The sequence below is a fragment of the Acidovorax sp. 62 genome (assembly GCF_002754495.1).
GTDB lineage: Bacteria > Pseudomonadota > Gammaproteobacteria > Burkholderiales > Burkholderiaceae_C > Acidovorax.
The window spans coordinates 1,162,274-1,182,082 of sequence record NZ_PEFJ01000001.1 but is presented as its reverse complement, the minus strand read 5'-3'; the positions used below and the strand labels follow the sequence as shown (position 1 = coordinate 1,182,082).

At 63.2% G+C, this 19,809-nt stretch carries 15 protein-coding genes; 7 read left to right on the top strand and 8 right to left on the bottom strand.

What is annotated here, in order from left to right; genetic code table 11:
• Nucleotides 1–281 precede the first annotated feature (281 nt).
• From CLU86_RS05235 to CLU86_RS05210, 7 genes are all read left to right on the top strand, one after another.
• Complete coding sequence (locus CLU86_RS05235; RefSeq protein ID WP_158236309.1) at nucleotides 282–3,290, top strand: EAL domain-containing protein; 3,009 nt, start codon at nucleotides 282–284, stop codon at nucleotides 3,288–3,290.
• A gap of 98 nt (nucleotides 3,291–3,388) precedes the next feature.
• Nucleotides 3,389–3,637 (top strand): hypothetical protein, encoded by a 249-nt coding sequence (locus CLU86_RS22545; RefSeq protein ID WP_143226661.1) that lies wholly within the window; start codon nucleotides 3,389–3,391, stop codon nucleotides 3,635–3,637.
• Nucleotides 3,634–4,521 carry an HDOD domain-containing protein gene (locus CLU86_RS05230; protein WP_099740889.1) on the top strand — a complete coding sequence of 296 codons (888 nt, stop codon included), beginning with the start codon at nucleotides 3,634–3,636 and terminating at the stop codon, nucleotides 4,519–4,521. Before CLU86_RS22545 ends, CLU86_RS05230 begins: the two co-directional genes overlap by 4 nt.
• Nucleotides 4,518–5,489 carry an ATP-binding protein gene (locus tag CLU86_RS05225; RefSeq protein ID WP_099740888.1) on the top strand — a complete coding sequence of 324 codons (972 nt, stop codon included), beginning with the start codon at nucleotides 4,518–4,520 and terminating at the stop codon, nucleotides 5,487–5,489. The genes CLU86_RS05230 and CLU86_RS05225 overlap by 4 nt, the downstream gene beginning before the upstream one ends.
• 48 nt (nucleotides 5,490–5,537) lie before the next feature.
• A complete protein-coding gene (locus CLU86_RS05220; RefSeq protein ID WP_099740887.1) occupies nucleotides 5,538–6,944 on the top strand; it encodes an HD domain-containing phosphohydrolase in 1,407 nt (468 codons plus the stop codon).
• Nucleotides 6,945–7,221: 277 nt separating this feature from the next.
• The gene (locus CLU86_RS05215) at nucleotides 7,222–8,979 is read left to right on the top strand and encodes a phosphoethanolamine transferase (protein WP_099743308.1); all 1,758 of its coding nucleotides are present in this window, start codon (nucleotides 7,222–7,224) and stop codon (nucleotides 8,977–8,979) included.
• A 293-nt stretch (nucleotides 8,980–9,272) separates the two neighbouring features.
• Nucleotides 9,273–9,608, top strand: coding sequence for a hypothetical protein (locus CLU86_RS05210; RefSeq protein ID WP_143226660.1), 336 nt, complete (start codon nucleotides 9,273–9,275; stop codon nucleotides 9,606–9,608).
• Between the two features lie 77 nt (nucleotides 9,609–9,685).
• Here CLU86_RS05210 and CLU86_RS05205 read toward each other — a convergent pair whose 3' ends face one another.
• From CLU86_RS05205 to CLU86_RS05170, 8 genes are all read right to left on the bottom strand, one after another.
• Nucleotides 9,686–11,173, bottom strand: a complete 1,488-nt coding sequence (locus CLU86_RS05205) for an NAD-dependent succinate-semialdehyde dehydrogenase (protein ID WP_099740885.1) — start codon at nucleotides 11,171–11,173, stop codon at nucleotides 9,686–9,688.
• Between the two features lie 74 nt (nucleotides 11,174–11,247).
• Nucleotides 11,248–12,336 (bottom strand): tartrate dehydrogenase, encoded by a 1,089-nt coding sequence (locus tag CLU86_RS05200; RefSeq protein WP_099740884.1) that lies wholly within the window; start codon nucleotides 12,334–12,336, stop codon nucleotides 11,248–11,250.
• A gap of 32 nt (nucleotides 12,337–12,368) precedes the next feature.
• Nucleotides 12,369–14,015, bottom strand: coding sequence for an ABC transporter ATP-binding protein (locus CLU86_RS05195; protein ID WP_099740883.1), 1,647 nt, complete (start codon nucleotides 14,013–14,015; stop codon nucleotides 12,369–12,371).
• 10 nt (nucleotides 14,016–14,025) lie between these two features.
• On the bottom strand, nucleotides 14,026–14,901 hold the full coding sequence (locus CLU86_RS05190; RefSeq protein ID WP_099740882.1) for an ABC transporter permease: 876 nt from the start codon (nucleotides 14,899–14,901) through the stop codon (nucleotides 14,026–14,028).
• Nucleotides 14,902–14,981: 80 nt separating this feature from the next.
• Nucleotides 14,982–15,938, bottom strand: a complete 957-nt coding sequence (locus CLU86_RS05185) for an ABC transporter permease (protein ID WP_099655152.1) — start codon at nucleotides 15,936–15,938, stop codon at nucleotides 14,982–14,984.
• Between the two features lie 37 nt (nucleotides 15,939–15,975).
• Nucleotides 15,976–17,595, bottom strand: a complete 1,620-nt coding sequence (locus tag CLU86_RS05180; protein ID WP_099740881.1) for an ABC transporter substrate-binding protein — start codon at nucleotides 17,593–17,595, stop codon at nucleotides 15,976–15,978.
• A gap of 91 nt (nucleotides 17,596–17,686) precedes the next feature.
• Nucleotides 17,687–18,988 (bottom strand): FAD-binding oxidoreductase, encoded by a 1,302-nt coding sequence (locus CLU86_RS05175; protein WP_099740880.1) that lies wholly within the window; start codon nucleotides 18,986–18,988, stop codon nucleotides 17,687–17,689.
• 50 nt (nucleotides 18,989–19,038) lie between these two features.
• Nucleotides 19,039–19,704, bottom strand: coding sequence for a haloacid dehalogenase type II (locus tag CLU86_RS05170; RefSeq protein WP_099655149.1), 666 nt, complete (start codon nucleotides 19,702–19,704; stop codon nucleotides 19,039–19,041).
• Nucleotides 19,705–19,809: the final 105 nt, after the last annotated feature.

Below are 19,809 nucleotides of genomic sequence, written 5' to 3'. Positions count from 1 at the left end.
CTGTTCTCGGTTGTAACTGCGCTGCCAGGGATGGCAGAGCTGCGCCGCATTTGTAGATTTTTCGTGTGACGGCGCAGTGACAGCCCGCCGCATACGCCCTGCGACGGGCCTACCCCGTGGCATGCAAAGGCAATGCATAAAAACATTTTTATCATTCAAATGATTTATTTGATAAATTTGCTTGATAAAAAAATGGCAATCTCCATAATGAGGGCATGCAACGCACCAGTGCGTGGCACCCAAGGCACCGGCCAAGGGTCGCACCGCACCGAAAGGAACGCATGACACCGATCCCATCCCTGCCCACGGATGGCCCGCAGGCACCTTGCGGGCCTGCAGCCGGCGCCGGCATGGCGGTGGACGATCTCAAGCGCCAAATCTTTGACGCCACACCCATGGGCCTGTGCTTGCTGGTACACGGCGTGCCGCAGCTCATCAATGCCCGGTTTGCCGAACTGCTGGGTGCCAACGCCACCGATGCAGACCGCCCTGCCGCATGGCTGCAGCAGCAGTGGCAAGAGCTGTGGCCGCAGCTCCAGGGCATTGGACGGGGCCAGCGGCACGTGAGTTGCACCAACCAGGCCGCAGAGGTGTTCAATGGCCGCGCTTATGCACGCGCTCTGCCCGTCTTCGGGCCGGGGGCAGAACTCATCACCTTGGTCGACGATCCGCAGCGCGCACAAATCGCTTTTTCCTCGCACTGGCGCGCCCGCATGCTGGAGCAGACAGAGACCATGGGGCGCAGTGGCTCGGCGGAGCTGGACCTGGACGATGGCAAGGCGGTGCTCTCCAAGGGCTTGTACGCTTTGCTGGGCCTGCCCTTTCATCCTGAAGCGCGGCCCACTTGGCGCCTTCTGCGCTGGCTGCCCGCAAAGGAGCGCGGCTATGCCGCATCCATCTGGCGGGGTGCCTTGCCCGATGAGCCGTTTGAGTTTCAGCACCGGCTGGTGCGCAGTGATGGATCGCGGCTGGAGGTATTGCAGCGCGGCATGGTCGAGACCGATCCTTCCGGGCGCCGCCATGGCTATCTCATCGTGCAAGACATCACTGCACAACGCGAGGCCGAACAGCGCATTCAGGAATTGGCCAACCACGATGAAGTGACCGGCCTGGCCAATCGCACCCAGTTGCTGGACCGCATTGACGCAGCGGTGCACAGCGCCAAGTGGAATCCGCAGCCGTTCCTGCTGCTGTCCATTCAGGTCGACCAGGTGGACCAGCTCAAACAAGCCATGGGATACGGCGCGGGCGATGCCATGGCCATGGCTGTGGCCGCGCGCCTGTGTGCCTTGGCCGAGCTGGGTGACACCGTCGCCCGGATGGATGGCGGCGAGTTCGCCATCTTGCTCAGCCCCGAAAGCAGTGCACTGGACAGCCAAGGTCACCGCCACGCACGCGCTGTGGTACAGGCTTTGGCCAAGGCCGAGCGGCTTGGCGCCGCCGAAATCGTGCCTGGCGCCCGCGTGGGTGTGGCGCGCTTCCCCGCCGACGCACAAACCGCAGGCGAGCTGCTGGAAGCCGCCCAAACCGCACGCATGGGCATTGAAACCAGCGGCGAGCAGGTTGCTGTATTCACCCCTGAAACGCGCACATCGGCACTGCGCAAACTGGCCATTGAATCGGGCCTGCGCCATGCTGCAGAGCGGGCCGAGCTGCGCCTTTCGTTCCAGCTGCAGGCAGACCTGTCCACGGGCGACATCGCAGGCGTGCAACTCAGTGTGGAGTGGCACAGCCAGGAGCTGGGTCAAGTGCCCGCCTCCGAATTCGTTCCCGTGGCCATGCAAACGGGCCTGATCGTGATGCTGGGCGACTGGAAGCGCGACGCTGCCTGCCGCCAGCTGCGCGCCTGGGAGCAAGCAGGCGTGCGCCCGCCCCGCATGGCGCTGCGCATTTCGCTGCTGGAGCTGCAGCAGCCCGATGTGCTGGACAAGCTGCGCCGCTGCATCTCCAGCCACGGCCTCATGCCCCAATCGTTGGGCATAGAAATCAGTGAACAGGCCTTGTTCAATGCATCCCACACCCTGGTGCGCACCCTCACGCAGTTGCGAGACCTTGGGCTTGAAATCTCCTTGAGCGACTTCGGCGCTGGCGCCACCAACCTGGGGCTGTTGCGCAGCCTGCCCGTGGACGTGATCAAGGTGCACCGCTCTTGCGTGTCCGACGTGACGGCAGCCACGGGCGACGTCTCACTCACCCGCGCCATCATCAACATGGCCCACAGCCTGCAAATGAAGGTGCTGGCCGATGGCGTGGAAACTGCCGGGCAACTCACACTCTTGATCGCCAATGGCTGCGACCGCATGCAGGGGCCCGTACTGTCTGATCCGGTGGACGCCCACACCCTGGCCCAACTGCTGGCCAGCCGCGTCAGGCTGCCTGCCAACTTGCTTGCCCGACGGCGCGAGCGCACCCTGCTGTTGGTAGACGATGAACCCAACATCGTCTCAGCCCTGCGGCGGCTGTTCCGGCGCGAGGGCTATCGCATCGTCACGGCCAGCAGCGGCGCAGAAGGCCTGCAGCGCATGGCCGAATACGAAGTGGACGTGGTGCTGTCAGACCAGCGCATGCCCGGCATGACGGGGGTGGAGTTTCTGCGCCGCGCCAAAGAGCTGTACCCCGACACCGTGCGCATGGTGCTCTCGGGCTACACCGAGCTGCAATCCATCACCGACGCGGTGAACGAAGGCGCCATCTACCGCTTCCTGACCAAACCCTGGGACGACGAGCGCCTGACCGTGCACGTGAAAGAAGCCTTTGCCCACAAAGAGTTGGCCGACGAAAACAAGCGCCTGGCCTCCGCGGTGGTCACCGCCAGCGAAGCGCTGACTGCCGCTAACGAAAGGCTGGAGCTGGTGCTCAGTAGCCAGCAGCAGCAAATTGACCAGGAAACAGCCCGTGCCAACGCCGTGCGCGACATGGTGGACTTGCTACCTGTTCCCCTGTTGGGCATAGACCCTGATGGCACCATTGTGCTGGCCAACCAGGAGGCCCAGCGCACCTTGGGTGGAAGCACCGCCGTGTTGGGCGAGCCCGCCAGCACCGTGCTGCAGCAAGAGCTACCACCGATCTCCGACGAAACACAGGGCCAGTGGCCCGGTCAGGCGATGGCGGTGTCCGCCGATCCCGACAGCCCGCCCCTGCACTGGCAAGGTCCTCACTGGAGCATGCAATTGAGAGCCCTGGGCAAGACCCCAGCGCGCGGCCTCATGGTCGTGCTCACACAACGGCACACAAGCCACACGGCACCTCCGCCCTCACGGCCAGCCCCCACCAAGGGGCCTTCAGGGTAGCCGAGGCATGCCTCTGAATGACACGCTAGAGCCACCCCAGAGAAAGCACCCCAACCGCACAGACACCACCCAACACACACCGCCTCAGAGAACACGCCATGGACACCTCATCCCCATCAAGCCAACGGCCAACGCCTGTGTCCGGCACCCTGCCAGCCCAAGCCCCCGGCACGCCAAGCCCAGCGTTGTCAGCAACAGGTGCATCGGCTACAGAGCCCTTGCCCAGCGATCCTGTGCAAAGCGCGGCTGCAGAGCGCCTGCACTACCTTTTCAGGCGCAGCACCACGGTGCACACCCATGTACTGAAGAAAGCGCTGTTTGACTACCGGGGGGTTGCGCTGCCATGACACTACCCCTGCCCAGTTCCCTCACCCCACTCGCACTGGACCGTGAAGCGTTGGCGCGCGATATCCGTTCGCTGCCCTCATTGCCTACGGTGGTGCAAGAGCTGATGCTGCTGGTGCGCCAAGCAGATACCCCGCTGGATGTCGTCACCAACACCTTGCGCTTGGATCAAGCCCTGTCCGTCAAAGTGCTGCAACTGGCCAATTCTCCGTTCTATGGCCTGTCAGGCCGCATTGACTCGGTGCGCGACGCCATCAACATTCTGGGCATGCGCCAGCTGGCCAGTCTGGTGATTGCGGCAGCACTCACCCTGCAGTTTGAAAAGCTCCACGGCCAATCACTGCACATGGACTCTTTCTGGCGCCACTCCATTGGCTGCGCAGCTGCCGCGCGCCAGTTAGCGCAGCGTGCGGGGCTGGATGAGCCCGCCGCTTTCACGGCGGGATTACTGCACGACGTGGGCCGGCTCGTGGTAGACAGCCACTACCCCCTTGAGGCAGCCCAAGCCATTGCATGGGCAGAGCAAAACGACATGCCCCACTGCGAAGCGGAGCGCACCCTGCTGGGCATCGACCACACAGAGCTGGGCGAGTGGGTGTGCCGCCACTGGCGCTTTAGCAGCGATGTGATCGAGGCCATTGCGTGCCATCACAAGCCGCCTCCGGCGGGTGGGGTTTCCTTGATCGACGTAGTGCATGTGGCCGATGCCATCACCCATGCCCTCGATCTAGCAAAGGCGAACACCGAAGCAGTACCCGGCATCCACGCCATGGCCTGGAACCGCATAAGTTTGCAAGAGGATGAACTGCCCGCATTGCTGGGGCACATTGAGAACGAATTCAATGATCTGTTGGCCGTATTGCGCCCAACAAAGGAGGTGGTATGACCCCAACTGGACTCCTGACACTGCCCCACGTCAAGACACTGGCAGACATGTCGGACGAACAGATCCGCGTCATCGTTGGCGAATTAATCCAGGCCAACAACGATCTCAAGGAACTCAACACCAAACTGTCAGAAGCGCAGAGCAAGCTCATGCAGTCGGAAAAACTCGCCTCCATCGGCCAGCTCGCTGCCGGGGTGGCCCACGAGATCAACAACCCTATAGGCTTCATCTTCTCCAACTTCGGCACGCTAGAGCAATACCTGCAAGACCTGTTTCAGATACTGGACACCTACGAGCAAGCCGAGGGCAGCATCAGCGATGCCGCAGCGCTGGCACGCATTCGCAACATCAAAGCAGAGCTGGACATTGACTACCTCAAGGAAGACATCCCCAACCTGATGCACGAGTCACGCGATGGAATCCAGAGGGTGCGCAAGATCGTGCAAGACCTCAAGGACTTCTCACGGGTTGACGCGCGCCAAGAGTGGGAAAGCGTGGACCTGCATGCCGGCATCGACTCCACCCTCAACATCGTCAACAACGAGATCAAATACAAAGCCGATGTAGTCAAGCACTACGGTCCGCTGCCAGAGGTGCAATGCCTGCCATCCGAGCTCAATCAAGTGTTCATGAACCTCTTGGTCAACGCGGCCCATGCCATCACAGCGGAGCGCGGCACCATCACCATCAGCACCGGGGCGGAAGGCCCGAACGTGTGGGTGGATGTGGCTGACAACGGCACAGGCATCGCGGCAGAAAACCTGCAACGCATCTTCGATCCGTTCTTCACCACCAAACCTGTGGGCAAAGGCACGGGGCTGGGGCTGTCGCTGTCCTACGGCGTCGTGCAAAAACATGGGGGACGCATGGAAGTCAGCAGCGAACTGGGCGTAGGCACCCGCTTTCGCGTCACCATTCCGATCAAGCACGAACCGCCCCAAGACCAGACAACCGCCCCAGCCCACTGACAGTCAAGCAGACCGCTGCACGCCACCACCCTGACCCACCCGTCTGCCATGGAATTCCTCACCCCCGCCCCCATTGAAACAGCCAACGCATCCATCGATGCGCCAGCCCCCACGCCGGCCCCCAATGCCCTCCAGCAAGGTCAGGCATCTGCTGCTGGCTCGACCGCTGGGCCGCAGCCCCCCCCCGCCTGGACCGTGCTGTGCGTGGACGATGAGCCCAGCATCCTGTCTGCCCTCAAGCGCGTGCTGCGTGCCGAGGACTGCAAAGTGCTACAGGCGGGCAGTGGCGCAGAGGCCCTGGCCATGCTGGCGCAAGAGGCCGTGGATGTGGTGGTGAGCGACATGCGCATGCCTGGCATGGATGGCGCAGCGCTGCTGGCACAGGTACGCTCCCGCTGGCCCGGCACCGCGCGCATCCTGCTCACAGGCTATGCCGACATGAATGCCACCGTCGCCGCCATCAATGAAGGCCACATCTACCGCTATATCCACAAGCCCTGGGACGAAACCGAGCTGCGCCTGACCGTGCGCCAGGCTGCAGAGCACCAGCAGCTCGCCCGCGAGCGTGACCGCTTGCAAGTCCTGACAGCCCACCAGAACGAAGCGCTCAAAGCCCTGAACACGGGACTGGAATCGCGAGTGCAAGAACGCACGGCAGAGCTGCGCCAGGCCAACGACCAGCTGCGGCGCAACTACCTCACCAGCATCAAGATCTTTTCCAACCTCATGGAGCTTCGCAGTGGCGTGCTGGCAGGGCACGGCAAGCGCTGCGCCCACTGGGCACGCAAAGTAGCCACCGCCATGGGGTTGCCAGAGGAGGAGGTGCAGGACATCTTTGTGGCGGGGCTGCTGCACGATGTGGGCTTCATGGCCCTGCCCGACACGATTTTGAGCAAACCCGTGGGCAAACTGGCCGCCGCCGACCTCGCCAGCTACCAACGCCACCCGACGCTGGGCGCACAGTCTTTCATGGCACTGGACGACCACCAGAGTGTCGCGGACCTGATCCGCACCCACCACGAGCGCTTTGACGGCACCGGCTACCCAGAGCAACTTCAGGGCGAGCAAATACCCTTGGGCTCGCGCATCCTGGGGGTGGTCGACACCTTTGACGACCTTATCCACAGGCACCTCACAGGTGCGGCCCTGACCGAAGCCGAAGCTCGCACCCTGCTGCAACACGGGCGCGGCACCCAGTTCGACCCCGAGGTGATCGATGTCTTCCTGCACATCACCCAGGTGGAAAAACCCAAGGTGGTGCGCCTAGAGCCCGTCACCCCAGAACACCTGCAGCCAGGCATGGCACTGGGCAAAGACCTGCTGTCCAAAGAAGGCGTGCTGCTGCTGTCCGCAGGCCATGTGCTGACCGCCGACATGATCAGCCGCATCCGCAAGTACGAGAAAACCGAGGGACTTAACCTGACCCTGGACATTCGAGTGCCCCCGGCCGACTGATTGCGGCACGAGCCAGGGCCAGCCATTGCAGAACTGGGGAAAGCGATAGCTTCAAGAATCTTTACATTCTCAAGACATTCAGATACAAATCCTTACTGAGCTTTCGGGGCGCGTACCCCAGCCAGCCCTCTGCTCGCTATGCCAGGGCTCCGGGTTCTTTGCTCTAAAGCACGAAGCAGTGAATGCAGCATCCATTTCTGGCTCGGCTTACCCGTGCCGCCGCAGCCAGTCAAGCACCTTAATGTTGCTTTAAGTGAGGTTCAAAACAATGGTCAGCATGCCCCTGATCCTGCAACGGCTGCTGCCCTACGCCCCTCGTTTTAGTTTTCTGCGCTCCCCCCAAGAGGCTTCACAACAGGCATTGCACCCAGGTTGGGTCGTGCTGTGGATCAGCGTGTGGATGTCGGCGGTGTGCAACGTGCCCCTGTGGCGCGAATTGGCGAACCTGCCTGGGCACGGCAGCTTGCGCTCCTGGGCTTTCATGCTGGCTTTCATGGTGCTGGTCACGGCGGGCAATGCTGCGCTGCTCAGCCTGCTGGCCTGGCGCTGGACACTCAAGCCCGTAGCGGCCCTGCTGGTGCTGATGGCCGCCTTTGGCGCCTATTTCATGCTGGCCTACGGTATTGCCATTGACGCCAGCATGCTCACCAACGTGCTGCAAACCGATGTCAAGGAAGCGGGCGACCTGCTGAACTGGCGCCTGCCACTGACCGTAGGCGCCTTGGCCCTGCCACCGCTGGTGTGGCTGGCCCGCCAACCCGTGCGCGCCATGCCCCCTTTGCGCCAGGTGCTGCACAACGCAGTCCTGCTGCTGGCCGCCGTGCTGGTGGCGGTGTGCAGCGTGCTGGTGGTGTTCCAGGACTTTGCCTCCACCATGCGCAACCACACCCAGTTGCGCTACCTGATGAACCCGCTCAATAGCGTGTACGCGCTTGGCAACATTGCCACCCGCCCGCTGCGCATGGACACCCGCACCATCCTGCCCCTGGGCCGCGATGCCCGCCTGGGCGCCAGCTATGCCCAACAAGACAAGCCACCGCTGCTGGTGCTGGTGCTGGGCGAAACCGGGCGCGCGGGCAACTTCGCCATCAACGGCTACGCCCGCCCCACGACCCCCCACCTCTCGGCACGCAACGACTTGGTCAACGCCCCCAACGCATGGTCGTGCGGCACCAGCACGGCGGCTTCGGTGCCTTGCATGTTTTCGCACCTGGGGCGCAGCGGCTACGAATCGCGCAGCGCCAACTTTGAAGGCCTGATGGATGTGCTGCAACACGCAGGCCTGGCGGTGCTGTGGGTAGACAACCAATCGGGCTGCAAAGGCACCTGCGACCGCATCCCCAACGCCGACACATCGGCCCAAAAAGACCCCGAGCTATGCCCCACCGGCAGCGACTGCCTGGACAGCATCATGCTCAAAGACCTGGACCAGCGCCTGGCCAACTTGCCCGCCGACCAACGCCAGCGCGGTACGGTGGTGGTGCTGCACCAGATGGGCAGCCACGGCCCCGCATACTCCAAACGCTCAGCCCCCGAGCGCAAGCCCTTCCAGCCCGAATGCAACTCCACCGCGCTGCAAGAGTGCGGACAGCAAGCCGTCATCAATGCCTACGACAACAGCATCGTGGAGACCGACCACTTTCTGAATTCTGTATTGAATTGGCTTGCAGGGCATGAAAATAAAGCGCAACCAGCTATGATTTATGTAGCAGACCACGGTGAATCGCTGGGCGAAAACAACATCTACCTGCACGGCCTGCCCTACTCCATCGCCCCAGACGTGCAAAAGCACGTCCCCTGGATCACCTGGCTCTCGCCCGCCATGCAGTCCCGCAACGGCACCACCACGCCTTGCCTGCAAAAAGAACTGGCAGAGCAACGCATCACGCACGACAACTACTTCCACTCGGTGCTGGGGCTGATGGACGTGCAAACCGGCGCGTACAAGCCTGAGCTGGACATGTTTGCGGGCTGCAAGAAGAACGCGGCGCTGGCAGGGGCATCAAACAAGAGCGTGGGATCGCATCGGAGCTAGCAAGCAGGCTGCTCGAAAAAGCGCACTCATAACACGCGGCCTACCAGGACGGCTTGCACCCATTACATCGCCAACCACCATGGTTGGGCGATATGAAACCCGCTGCATCACACCTAGGCCCCAAATCCGTATCGGCAAAGCCGCGTATCCCAGCGCCAGTTCTATGATGGTGGGAGTCTCTTCCTAGTGACGATGCGCTCGCCAAGGTGGCGCTCAGCCACCAAACTCAAGCGCATTTCGCAACCAACACAATTCAGTAGCTCGTACACATGCGGGTCTTCCAAGTCATATTCTTGAGCGCCGCATTGGCGATGTTGGTCGCTGGCTGTGAATCGGCCTGCGAAAACGAGATCGCAGGGAACACCGCATCCCCATCTGGCAGGACCAAGGCCGTGGAATTTCACAGAAACTGCGGAGCGACAACGGGCTTCAACACACAGGTTTCTGTATTGCCTATGGCAGCGCAATTGCCCGATGAAGGAGGCAATGCTCTTGTGATTGAGGGATCAGCCCCACTGCAAATGCGTTGGATATCGGATTCGAGCCTCTTGATTGAGGGCTCCGGTTCCGCAAAAGTTTTCAAGCAGGAGTCCTGGGTCGGCGAAGTCAAGATCAGCTATGCAAACTAGCCAAAGCTGGCTCATCACTTGATCGCAGCAGCCACAAAAAAAGGGCCAGCGAGGCCCCTTTTTTCAGCCTCTTTGTCTCAGTCCAGCAGCCCCTGGCAAACATACTTGGTGTGCAGGTAATCGTCGAGCCCATGGGTCGAGCCCTCGCGGCCGTAGCCGGACTCCTTCACCCCCCCAAACGGCGCAGCCTCTGCTGCAATCGCCCCTTCGTTGATGCCGACGATGCCCGTCTCCAGGGCTTCGGCCACCCGCCAGATGCGCTTGACGTTCTGGCTGTAGAAGTACCCCGCCAGCCCAAACGGTGTGTCATTGGCCTGGGCCACCACCTCGGCCTCGTCGTCAAACACCGTGAGCGGCGCCACCGGCCCAAAGGTCTCCTCACACGCACAGGCCATGGTGGCATCGGCCCCGCTGAGCACCGTGGGTGCGTAGTAGTTGGGGCCCAGGTGCGCCAGGCGTTGGCCCCCGGTGAGCACCTTGGCGCCCTTGGCCACGGCGTCCTGCACATGCCGCTCGATCTTCTCCACCGCCCGGTCATTGATCATGGGGCCGATCTGCGAAGCCGGGTCGCTGGCCGGGCCGACCTTGAGGGCAGCCACCTTGGCCGCTAGCTTGGTGGCAAAGGTGTCAAACACGCTGCGGTGCACAAACACCCGGTTGGGGCACACACAGGTCTGGCCACCGTTTCTGAACTTGGCCGCCATCAGGCCGTCCACGGCCGCATCCAGATCGGCATCGTCAAACACGATGAAAGGTGCATTGCCCCCCAACTCCAGAGACAGCTTCTTGAGCGTGTCGGCACTGCGCCGTGCCAGGTGCTTGCCCACGGGAGTAGAGCCGGTAAAGGTGATCTTGCGCACCCGGCTGTCGTCCAGCCACACATCCACCACCGCAGGGGTGTTCTGGCGTGAGGCAGTGACGATGTTCAAAACACCCGCAGGCACACCTGCCTCATGGGCCAGCAGCACCAAAGCCAAAGACGTCAGCGGCGTGTCCTCCGCAGGCTTGCACACCACCGTGCACCCTGCTGCCAGGGCCGGGGCGATCTTGCGGGCGATCATGGCAGCGGGGAAGTTCCAGGGGGTGATGGCCGCCACCACGCCCACGGGCTCCTTCAAAGCAAACATGCGCCGACCGGGCACCGGGGCCGGAATGACCTCGCCATTCATGCGTGTGGCCTCTTCACCAAACCACTCGATGTAGCTGGCGGCATAGGCCACCTCGCCCTTGCCTTCGGCCAGGGGCTTGCCTTGCTCCATTGAGATCAGGGCACCCAGATCATCCTGGTGGGCCAGCACCAAGTCGTTCCAGCGCTTGATGATGGCCGCGCGCTGCTTGGCGGGGACTTTGCGCCAGGTGGGAAAGGCAGCATGGGCGGCATTCAGGGCGGCCAGGGCTTCGGCAGCCCCCGAGTCAGGGACCGAGGTGATGACGGCGCCGGTGGCGGGATTGGTGACCTCCAGGCGGGGGCCAGTGAAGGCAGTCCATTGGCCAGCGATGAAGTTGGCGCTGCGGATCAGGTCGGGGCGCGTGAGGGGCAGAGACGGGGAAGGAGTGGCGGACATGGGTTTGAATGGAATGGGGCTCTGGCGCTTATCCAGTAAGCGCTAGCAGCTATTGTTTTAGGAGTAAAAATCTATCAACCTTGGGCAATCAAAGCTGCAATGGCCTCACCCACCTGCGTGGTGTTGGCCGTGCCCCCCAGGTCCGGCGTGCGCGGCCCACCCTTGAGCGTCTCTTCAATCGCACCCACGATCGCATCGTGCGCCTGGCGCCCCGCACCCTGGCCTTGCGTGAGGAAGTCCAGCATCAGCGCCCCCGACCAGATCATCGCAATCGGGTTGGCAATGTTCTTGCCGTAGATGTCCGGGGCCGAGCCGTGCACGGGCTCGAACAGGCTGGGGAAGTTGCGCTCGGGGTTCAGGTTGGCCGAAGGGGCCAGACCGATGGTGCCGGTGGTGGCCGGGCCCAGGTCAGAGAGGATGTCGCCAAATAGGTTGGTGGCGGCCACCACATCAAAGCGCCCGGGCTGCAGCACAAAGCGGGCGGTCAGGATGTCGATGTGTTGCTTGTCCAGCGTGATCTCGGGGTAGTCCTTGGCGACGTCGTCGGCGCGCTTGTCCCACCAGGGCATGCTGATGGCGATGCCGTTGCTCTTGGTGGCCAGGGTGACGTGCTTTTTGGGGCGGCTTTGGGCCAGGTCGAAGGCGAACTTCAAGAGGCGGTTGGCGCCGTGGCGGGAGTAGACCGATTCCTGGATGACGATTTCGCGGTCGGTGCCTTCGTACATGATGCCGCCGAGCGATGTGTATTCGCCCTCGGTGTTCTCACGCACCACGTAGTAGTCGATGTCGCCAGGCTTGCGGCCTGCCAGGGGACAGGGTACGCCTTCAAACAAACGCACGGGGCGCAGGTTGATGTACTGGTCGAACTCGCGGCGGAACTTGAGCAGAGACCCCCACAGCGAGACATGATCGGGCACGGTGGCAGGCCAGCCGACGGCGCCAAAGAAGATGGCGTCCATGCCTGACAGTTGTGCCTTCCAGTCGTCGGGCATCATTTTGCCGTGCTGGGCGTAGTAGTCGCAGCTGGCCCACTCGAAGGTGTGCAGTTGCAGCTCAAAGCCAAAGCGGGCGGCGGCGGCCTGAACAGCGCGCAGGCCTTCGGGCATCACTTCTTTGCCGATGCCGTCTCCGGGCAGTACGGCGATGCGGAATGCGGGAATCATGGAGTGCTCCTCTTTGAAGACCTGTGAACGGATCAGGCAGCCATTGCCAGCGCAGGCGCGGCAGCCAGGCGCTGCGGGTCACGCTCTTCCAGCCAGCCCTGGCGCAGCTCGGGCACCGAGGCAGCCAGCAGCTCGTAGTACGGGTGGTGCGGGCCCTTGTCAAAGTCGGCACGCGCCACCTGGTCGAGCTTGCGGCCATGCTGCATGACGATGATTTCATCGCACACCGCACGCACCGTGTGCAGATCGTGGCTGATGAAGAGGTAGGACACGCCCAGCTCGCGGCGCAGGTCGGCCATCAAATCCAGTACGGCAGCGCCCACCACCGTGTCCAGGGCCGATGTGACTTCGTCGCACAGGATCAAATCGGGCTCGGCCGCCAGGGCCCGCGCCAGGTTCACCCGCTGCTTTTGCCCGCCCGAGAGCCCGCCCGGCAGTCGCTGGGCCACGCTGTGTGGCAAGCGCACCAGGTCCAGCAGATCATGGATACGGCGCTGCAAAGCGGGCCCTTGCAGGCCTTTGTAGAACTGCAGTGGGCGCGCCAGGATGCGCTCGATGGTCTGTGAGGGGTTCAGCGCCGTGTCGGCCATCTGGAACACGATCTGGATCTGCCGCAGCTCTTCCTTGCTGCGCTGCCCCAGGTCAGGTTTGAGCTCGCGGTTGTTGAAAAGCATGGAGCCCTTGCATGGCGCGATCAGCCCCGCAATCGCCCGCGCCAGCGTGGTCTTGCCCGAGCCCGATTCGCCAATCACCCCAATGGCTTGGCCCCGGTACAGCTTGAAGTTGATGTCTTCCAAAATGAGCGTGGCGGGCTGGCCCTTGGCGTCCACAGCGCCGTAGCCCGCAGACAGCTCGCGCACATCGAGCAGCAGCTCGCCCTGCCCTTTGCAATGCTCTGTGGCACGCGGCGCGGGGCGGGCAGCGGCCAGCAGGCTCTTGGTGTAGTCGTGCGCGGGCTCGGCCAGGATGCGGGCGGTGGTGTTCACCTCCTGTGTCTTGCCGCCGCGCAGCACCAGAATGTGGTCGGCCATCTGCGCCACCACGGCCAGGTCGTGGCTCACATACACCGCCGTGGCCTGCCGCTCGCGCACCACGCGCCGAAAGGCACGCAGCACCTCGATCTGCGTGGTCACGTCCAGCGCAGTGGTGGGTTCGTCCAGGATCACCACATCGGGGTCGGTGATGAGCGCCATGGCCGCCATCAGCCGCTGCAATTGCCCACCCGATACCTGGTGCGGGTAGCGCTGGCCAATGGTGTCGGGGTTGGGCAAGGCCAGCTCGCGGAACAGTTCCACGGCCTTGCGCTCGGCCTCTTGCCGCGTCAGCGTGCCGTGGATGCCAGCAGGCTCCACCACCTGGTCCATGATGGTGCGCGAGGGGTTGAACGACGCCGCTGCACTCTGCGCGATGTACGACACGGTGCGCCCGCGCATGGCCCGCTGCCCTGCGGGCGAGAGCTTCAGCACATCGGTATCGCCAATGCGCACGCTGCCCCCGGAGATAGCGCAGCCGCGCCGCGCATAGCCCATCAAGGCCAGGGCCGTGGTGGTCTTGCCCGAGCCCGACTCGCCAATCAGTGCCAGCACCTCGCCGGGCTGGATGGCAAAGCTCAAATGATCGACCAGGGTCTGGTCGCCTGCGGTGATGTGCAGGCCTTCGACAATGACGGAAGCACCCATTCTTAGCTCCTTAGCGTTCGCGGGCTGCACGGCCCGGCAGGTTGTCGATCACCAGATTGACGGCAATCGTCAGGCTGGCAATGGCCAGCGCGGGGGCAATCACCGAAGCGCCTGCGTCAGACAGCGAGCCGATGTTCTCGCGTACCAGAGAGCCCCAGTCAGCCTCGGGGGGCTGGATGCCCAGGCCCAGAAAGCTCAGGCTGGCCAGCAGCAGCACCACGTACACAAAGCGCAGCCCCAGGTCGGCCAGCATGGGGCCAATGATGTTGGGCAGTATCTCGCGCAGCATGATGTAGAGCTTGCCCTCACCGCGTGTGCGGGCCACCGTCACGTAGTCCAGCGCATTGATGTTGACGGCCAGCGAGCGGGCGATGCGAAAGGCCCCAGGCACGTAGATAAGCGCGGCCGTAAACACCAGCATGCCCACCGAAGACCCAAAGCCCGCCACCAGCACGAGCGCAAACATCTTGCTGGGGATGGAGGTCAGGGTGTCGAGCATGCGGCTGAGCACCGCATCCAGCACCGGCCCGCTGGACGCGGCCAGCAGCGCCAGCACTGTGCCCGTGCCACTGGCCAACATCGTGGCCACCAGCGCCAGGCCCACGGTGTAGCGGGCACCCTGCACCACGCGCACCAGCATGTCGCGCCCCAGGTAGTCAGTGCCCAGCCAATGGGTTGCGTCGATGGGGGCATAGACCACAGACGCCTGCAAGTCCACCAGCGACCTGGGCAGCAGCGCGGGCCCCACCAGCGCCGTGGCGAGCCAGAACACCAGAATGGCCAGCCCGACCAACCCGGAAAAGCCAAAGCCTGCCAGCCAACGCCCCACCCCGCTGCGGCGTGAAGCGGGGGCAGCCTGGGTGGGCAAAGAAGGAAGTGTGTCCATCAAAAGGTCCCCGTTGTTTCAACTGTATTGCGCGGCATGTGCCGGTGTTTCTGTGTGCGCATGGTTCGCTCCTGGGCTCATCAGCGGTGGCGCAAACGGGGGTTGGCCACAATGCCACACACATCGGCCAGCGTGACCAGCAGCAGGTAGCCCGTGCAGAAAATCATGGCGCAGGTTTGCACCAGCGGCATATCGCGTTGGGTGACGCCATCCACCATCAGCTTGGCAATGCCGGGGTAGTTGAAGATGGTCTCGATCACGATCACCCCGCCCAACAGGTACGACAGCGACAGCGCCACGGCATTGGCAATCGGCCCCACCGCGTTGGGCAGTGCGTGGGCCAGCACCATGCGCATGGGCGATGCGCCCTTGAGCCGCACCATCTCGATGTAGGGGGCCTCCAGCTGGTCGATCACTGCGGCACGGGTCATGCGCATCATCTGCGCAACGATCACGCAGCACAGGCTGAGCACCGGCATGGCAAACGCACGCAGCATCTGGCCCAGCGATTCAATGTCGCTCACGTAAGACAGCGCAGGCAGCCAGCGCAGCTGCACCGCAAACACCAGCACCGCCAGCGTGGCCACCAGAAACTCGGGCACCGAGACCACGGCCACCGACAGGCTCGACGCGATGCGGTCCAGCCACGAACCGCGCCACACCGCCGAGGCAATGCCAAACACCAGGGCGATGGGCACGGAGAACAGCGCCGTCACTGCGGCCAACAGCAATGAGTTGGGCAGGCGGCTGCCGACCAGTTCGGCCACCGGCATCTGCGTGGTTACGGACTGCCCCAGGTCACCGCGTACCACGCCCCCCAGCCACTTCAGGTAGCGCTCAGGGGCGGGCACATTCAGCCCCATCTGGGTGCGCAAGGCAGCCAAGGCTTCAGGGGTCGCATCTTGGCCCAGCTGTTCCTGCGCAGCATCGCCGGGCAGCACAGCGGTGATCGAAAAAACGATCACCGACACCGCCAGCAGCGACAGCAGCGCAATGAGCAGGCGCTTGGCCAGCAGCGAGAGAATCACGCGGTTCATGCAAAGCCTTCCATTGCAGTGTGCCGGGGCCCGCGCGTCAGGCGTCCAGCCAGACGTGCTCGGCGAACGAGTAGCCCATCAGGCCGCCCAGCGGAATGGGCGACAAACCCTTGAGCTTGGTCGAATGCCCGTCGATGCTGGCCAGGAACAGCGGGATACCGATGCCTGCCTCGTTGTGGATCATGGTCTGCATGTCGGCGTACATCTGCTTGCGCTTGGGCAAATCGGTCTCGGCACGCGATGCCAGCAGCAACTGGTCGAACTGTGCACTCTTCCAGCGCGATTCGTTCCAGGCCGCATCGGACTTGAAGAACTGCGTGAGGATGGTGTCGGCGCTGGGGCGCGGGTTGACGTTGCCAAAGCCCACGGGGCTGTTGAGCCAGTGGTTGGACCAGTAGCCGTCGGCAGGCATGCGCTTGACGTCAATGTCGAGCCCGATGCGCTGGCCTGCTTGCTGCAGCAGCAGTGCGATCTCCACCGAATACATGGCCGCTGGCGAGACCACCATGGGAATCTTGCCCGTGACGCCGGACTTTTGCAGGTGGAACTTGGCCTTGTCCAGGTCAAAGCTGCGTTGTGGCAGGTCCTTGAAGTGGAAGCGGTTGGTCGGGTCGATGGGCTGGTCATTGCCCAGCACGGCGTAATCCAGCGCAATGGTCTTTTTCATCTGTTCGCGGTCGAACAGGTACTTCATGGCCTGGGCGAAATCGGGGCTCATGCCGGGGCCCATGTCCTTGCGCATGATGAGGTCAGAGTACTGGCCCGACTGCGTAGTGAAGATGGCGTAGCCGGGCGTGCTCTTGACGCGGGCCACCGAGCGGGGGTTGACTGAGGCGACCAGGTCCATGCCACCAGACAGCAGCGCATTCACACGGGCAGTCTCATCCCCGATGCCGACGAACTCAATCTCGTCCAGGTAAGGTTTGCCGGGCTTCCAGTAGGCTTCATTGCGCACCATCAATGAACGCACGCCGGGCTTGAACTCCTTGAGTTTGTAAGGACCCGTGCCAATGCCTGCATTGAAGTCGGTGGTGCCGTCCTTGACGATGCAAAAGTGGAAGGTACCCAGGATCACGGGCAGGTCGGCATTGGGGGCGGACAGCACCATGGTGACATCATTGGGGCCGCTGGCACGCACCGTCTCGATCTGGTCGGCCAGCACCTTGGCCTTGGAGGCCGTGGCAGGGTCTTTGTGCCGCAGGATAGAGAACACCACGTCGGCCGGTGACAAGGCTTTGCCGTCGTGAAAAACCACGCCCTTGCGCAGGGTGAACACCCAGGTCTTGGCATCTTGCGTGGTGAACGATTCAGCCAACGCTGGCTGGGGAGTGAGCGATCCGTCCAGCGAAGTCAACCCGTTGTAGATCATGCTGCCGCGCGAGTAATCGGTCTGGTTGGACTGCTTGGCAGGGTCCAGCGTGTCGGTGGCGGCTGCCGTGGCTCCGGCCACGCGAATGCGCCCGCCGCGCTTGGGCGTCTGCGCATGGGCCGAGGTGGCCAAACTTGCCAGGCCACCCGCCGCGCCCGCCTGCATACCGCAGGCCATGAGCATGGTGAGCACATCGCGGCGGGACGCACCGCGTTTGAGCGATTCCATCACTCGCATGCTCTCGCTGGGACCGACAAGGTTCTCGAACTGTTTGTGGCTATCGCTCATGGTCGCTCTCCTGGTTGAAAAGGGGTGGGGGTCAGGGTTGTGGTTATTGAAAAATCACGCGGGGCAAATACGGTTGTCAGCAAACGCGGCATCACGCCAGACGGTCTTTGAGCCTGAAGTACAGGCCCACAGCAGGCAAAAACCAAGGGGGGCCAAAGTGGCCCGGAATGGCGGGCCAGTGGCGCCCCTGCCAGGGGTTGGCCGCCACATTGCCTGCCATCACTTCGGCCATGCGCTCGCCCATGTGCACCGACATCTGCGTGCCATGGCCGCTGTAGCCCATCGAATAAAACAGGCCATCGCGCTCACCCGCTTGCGGCAAGCGGTCCTGGGTCATGTCCACCAGACCACCCCAGCAATAATCGAGCCGCACGGGGCCCAGTTGCGGGAAGGTCTCGGCCAAGCCTGCGCGCAGGATCTCGCCGCTGGCGGCGTCTGACTGCGGGCTGGAGATGGCAAAACGCGCACGCCCGCCAAACACCAGCCGGTGGTCTGCCGTGAGGCGGAAGTAATGGTGGATGTTGGCAATGGTGGTGTAGGTGCGGCGCTCGCGCAGCAAGGCCTGGGCACGCTCCGCCCCCAAAGGCTCTGTGACCACGATGAAACTGCCAATGGGCACGATGCGCCGGCGCAGCCAACCAAAGCTGCCGTAGCTGCCATGGCGCGACGCACCCGTGGCCAGCAGCACCTGCTGGGCCGTGACCACGCCTTGCGCCGTGTGCAAGCGGTGCACCTGCCCTTGCACGCGCTCCAGTCGGTTGACACAGGTGTTGGTGCAAATGGTGGCGCCTTGGCGCTCGGCCGCCTGGGCCAGCCCGTGGGCAAAACGGCCCATGTGCATCTGCGCGCTGCGCTTGTACAGCAGGCCGCCGTGAAAACGCTCGCTTTGCACCTCGGCGCGCACACGTTCAGCGCTCAGCACTTCCACATCAGTGTCCACACCGTCCGCCACCAGGCGTTCCACACTGCGTTGCAGTGCGTCCATCTGGTAGGGGCGCGTGGCCAGCTTGAGCTTGCCGTGGCGCAGAAAGTCGCAATCGATGGACTCCTGCTGCACCAGGCGCGCCACGGTGTTCACCGCATCGTCGTAAGCGTGGTACCAGGCGCGGGCCTTCTCCACCCCCACCTTGGCAGCGACATCGGCGTAGTCCACCGCCAGGCCATTGTTGACATGCCCGCCATTGCGGCCCGATGCCTCGGGCGCTACGGTGGGACCAGCCTCCAGCACCACCACACGGGCGCCCTTGCGGGCCAGGGCCAGTGCGGCAGACAGGCCGGTAAAGCCACCGCCCACAATGGCCACATCGACCTTGTCAGGCAGGCTGCGTGCGCCTCCCGTAGCGCCTGCTGGCCACAGGGGCAAGGCATCATTCCAGTACGAGTCGAGCTTCATGGTGTGGGCAGGTCAGCGATACAAAGAAGGGGGCTGGGCCATTGCGGGCGTCAGAGGCCCACCACACCGGGCAGACCGCCAATGTCCTGGATCTCGGTGTATCCGTAGGCCGGGTTACCAGGGCCGTGGCCACGGTTCACAAACACCTTGTTCTTGATGCCGATGTCGTCGGCCGACATGAGGTCGTAGCGCAGGCTGGAGGACACGTGCAGCACATCTTCCGGGTTGCAACCCAGCGAGTCGAGCATGTACTCAAAGGCCTTGAGGCGCGGCTTGTAGGCCTGGGCTTGCTGTGCGGTGTACACCCGGTGGAATGGGGCACCCAGCATGGCCACGTTCTTCTGGATCTGGTCGTCAGCGGCGTTGGACAGAATCACCAGCGGGATCTCCTTGGCCACCTTGGCCAGGCCTGCAGGCACATCTGCGTGAGGGTCCCAGGTGGGCACGGCGTCGTAGTACTTTTGGCCGTCCGCGTCGAAGTACTGGATCTTCCACTTCTTGCACAGGCGGCGCACGGCGTTCTTCAGCACCACCTCATAGGGCTGCCAGTCGCCCAGCACTTCGTCAAACCGATAGGCCGTGAAGTCGGCAATGAACTGCTCCATGTGCTGCGCAGGAATGCGGTCTGCAAACAACTCACGTGTCATCTCACCCATGCGAAAGCGGGTGAGCGTTCCGTAGCAGTCAAAAGTCACGTACTTGGGGCGAAAAGTCATGGTCTCGATTCCAGTTTGAACGGTCACCGACCGCAGCGGGTCGCATCCCTTAATTACCGTTTGCGACAGAGTTATTACAATTTCATTGGAGCATGCAAGGGCGCA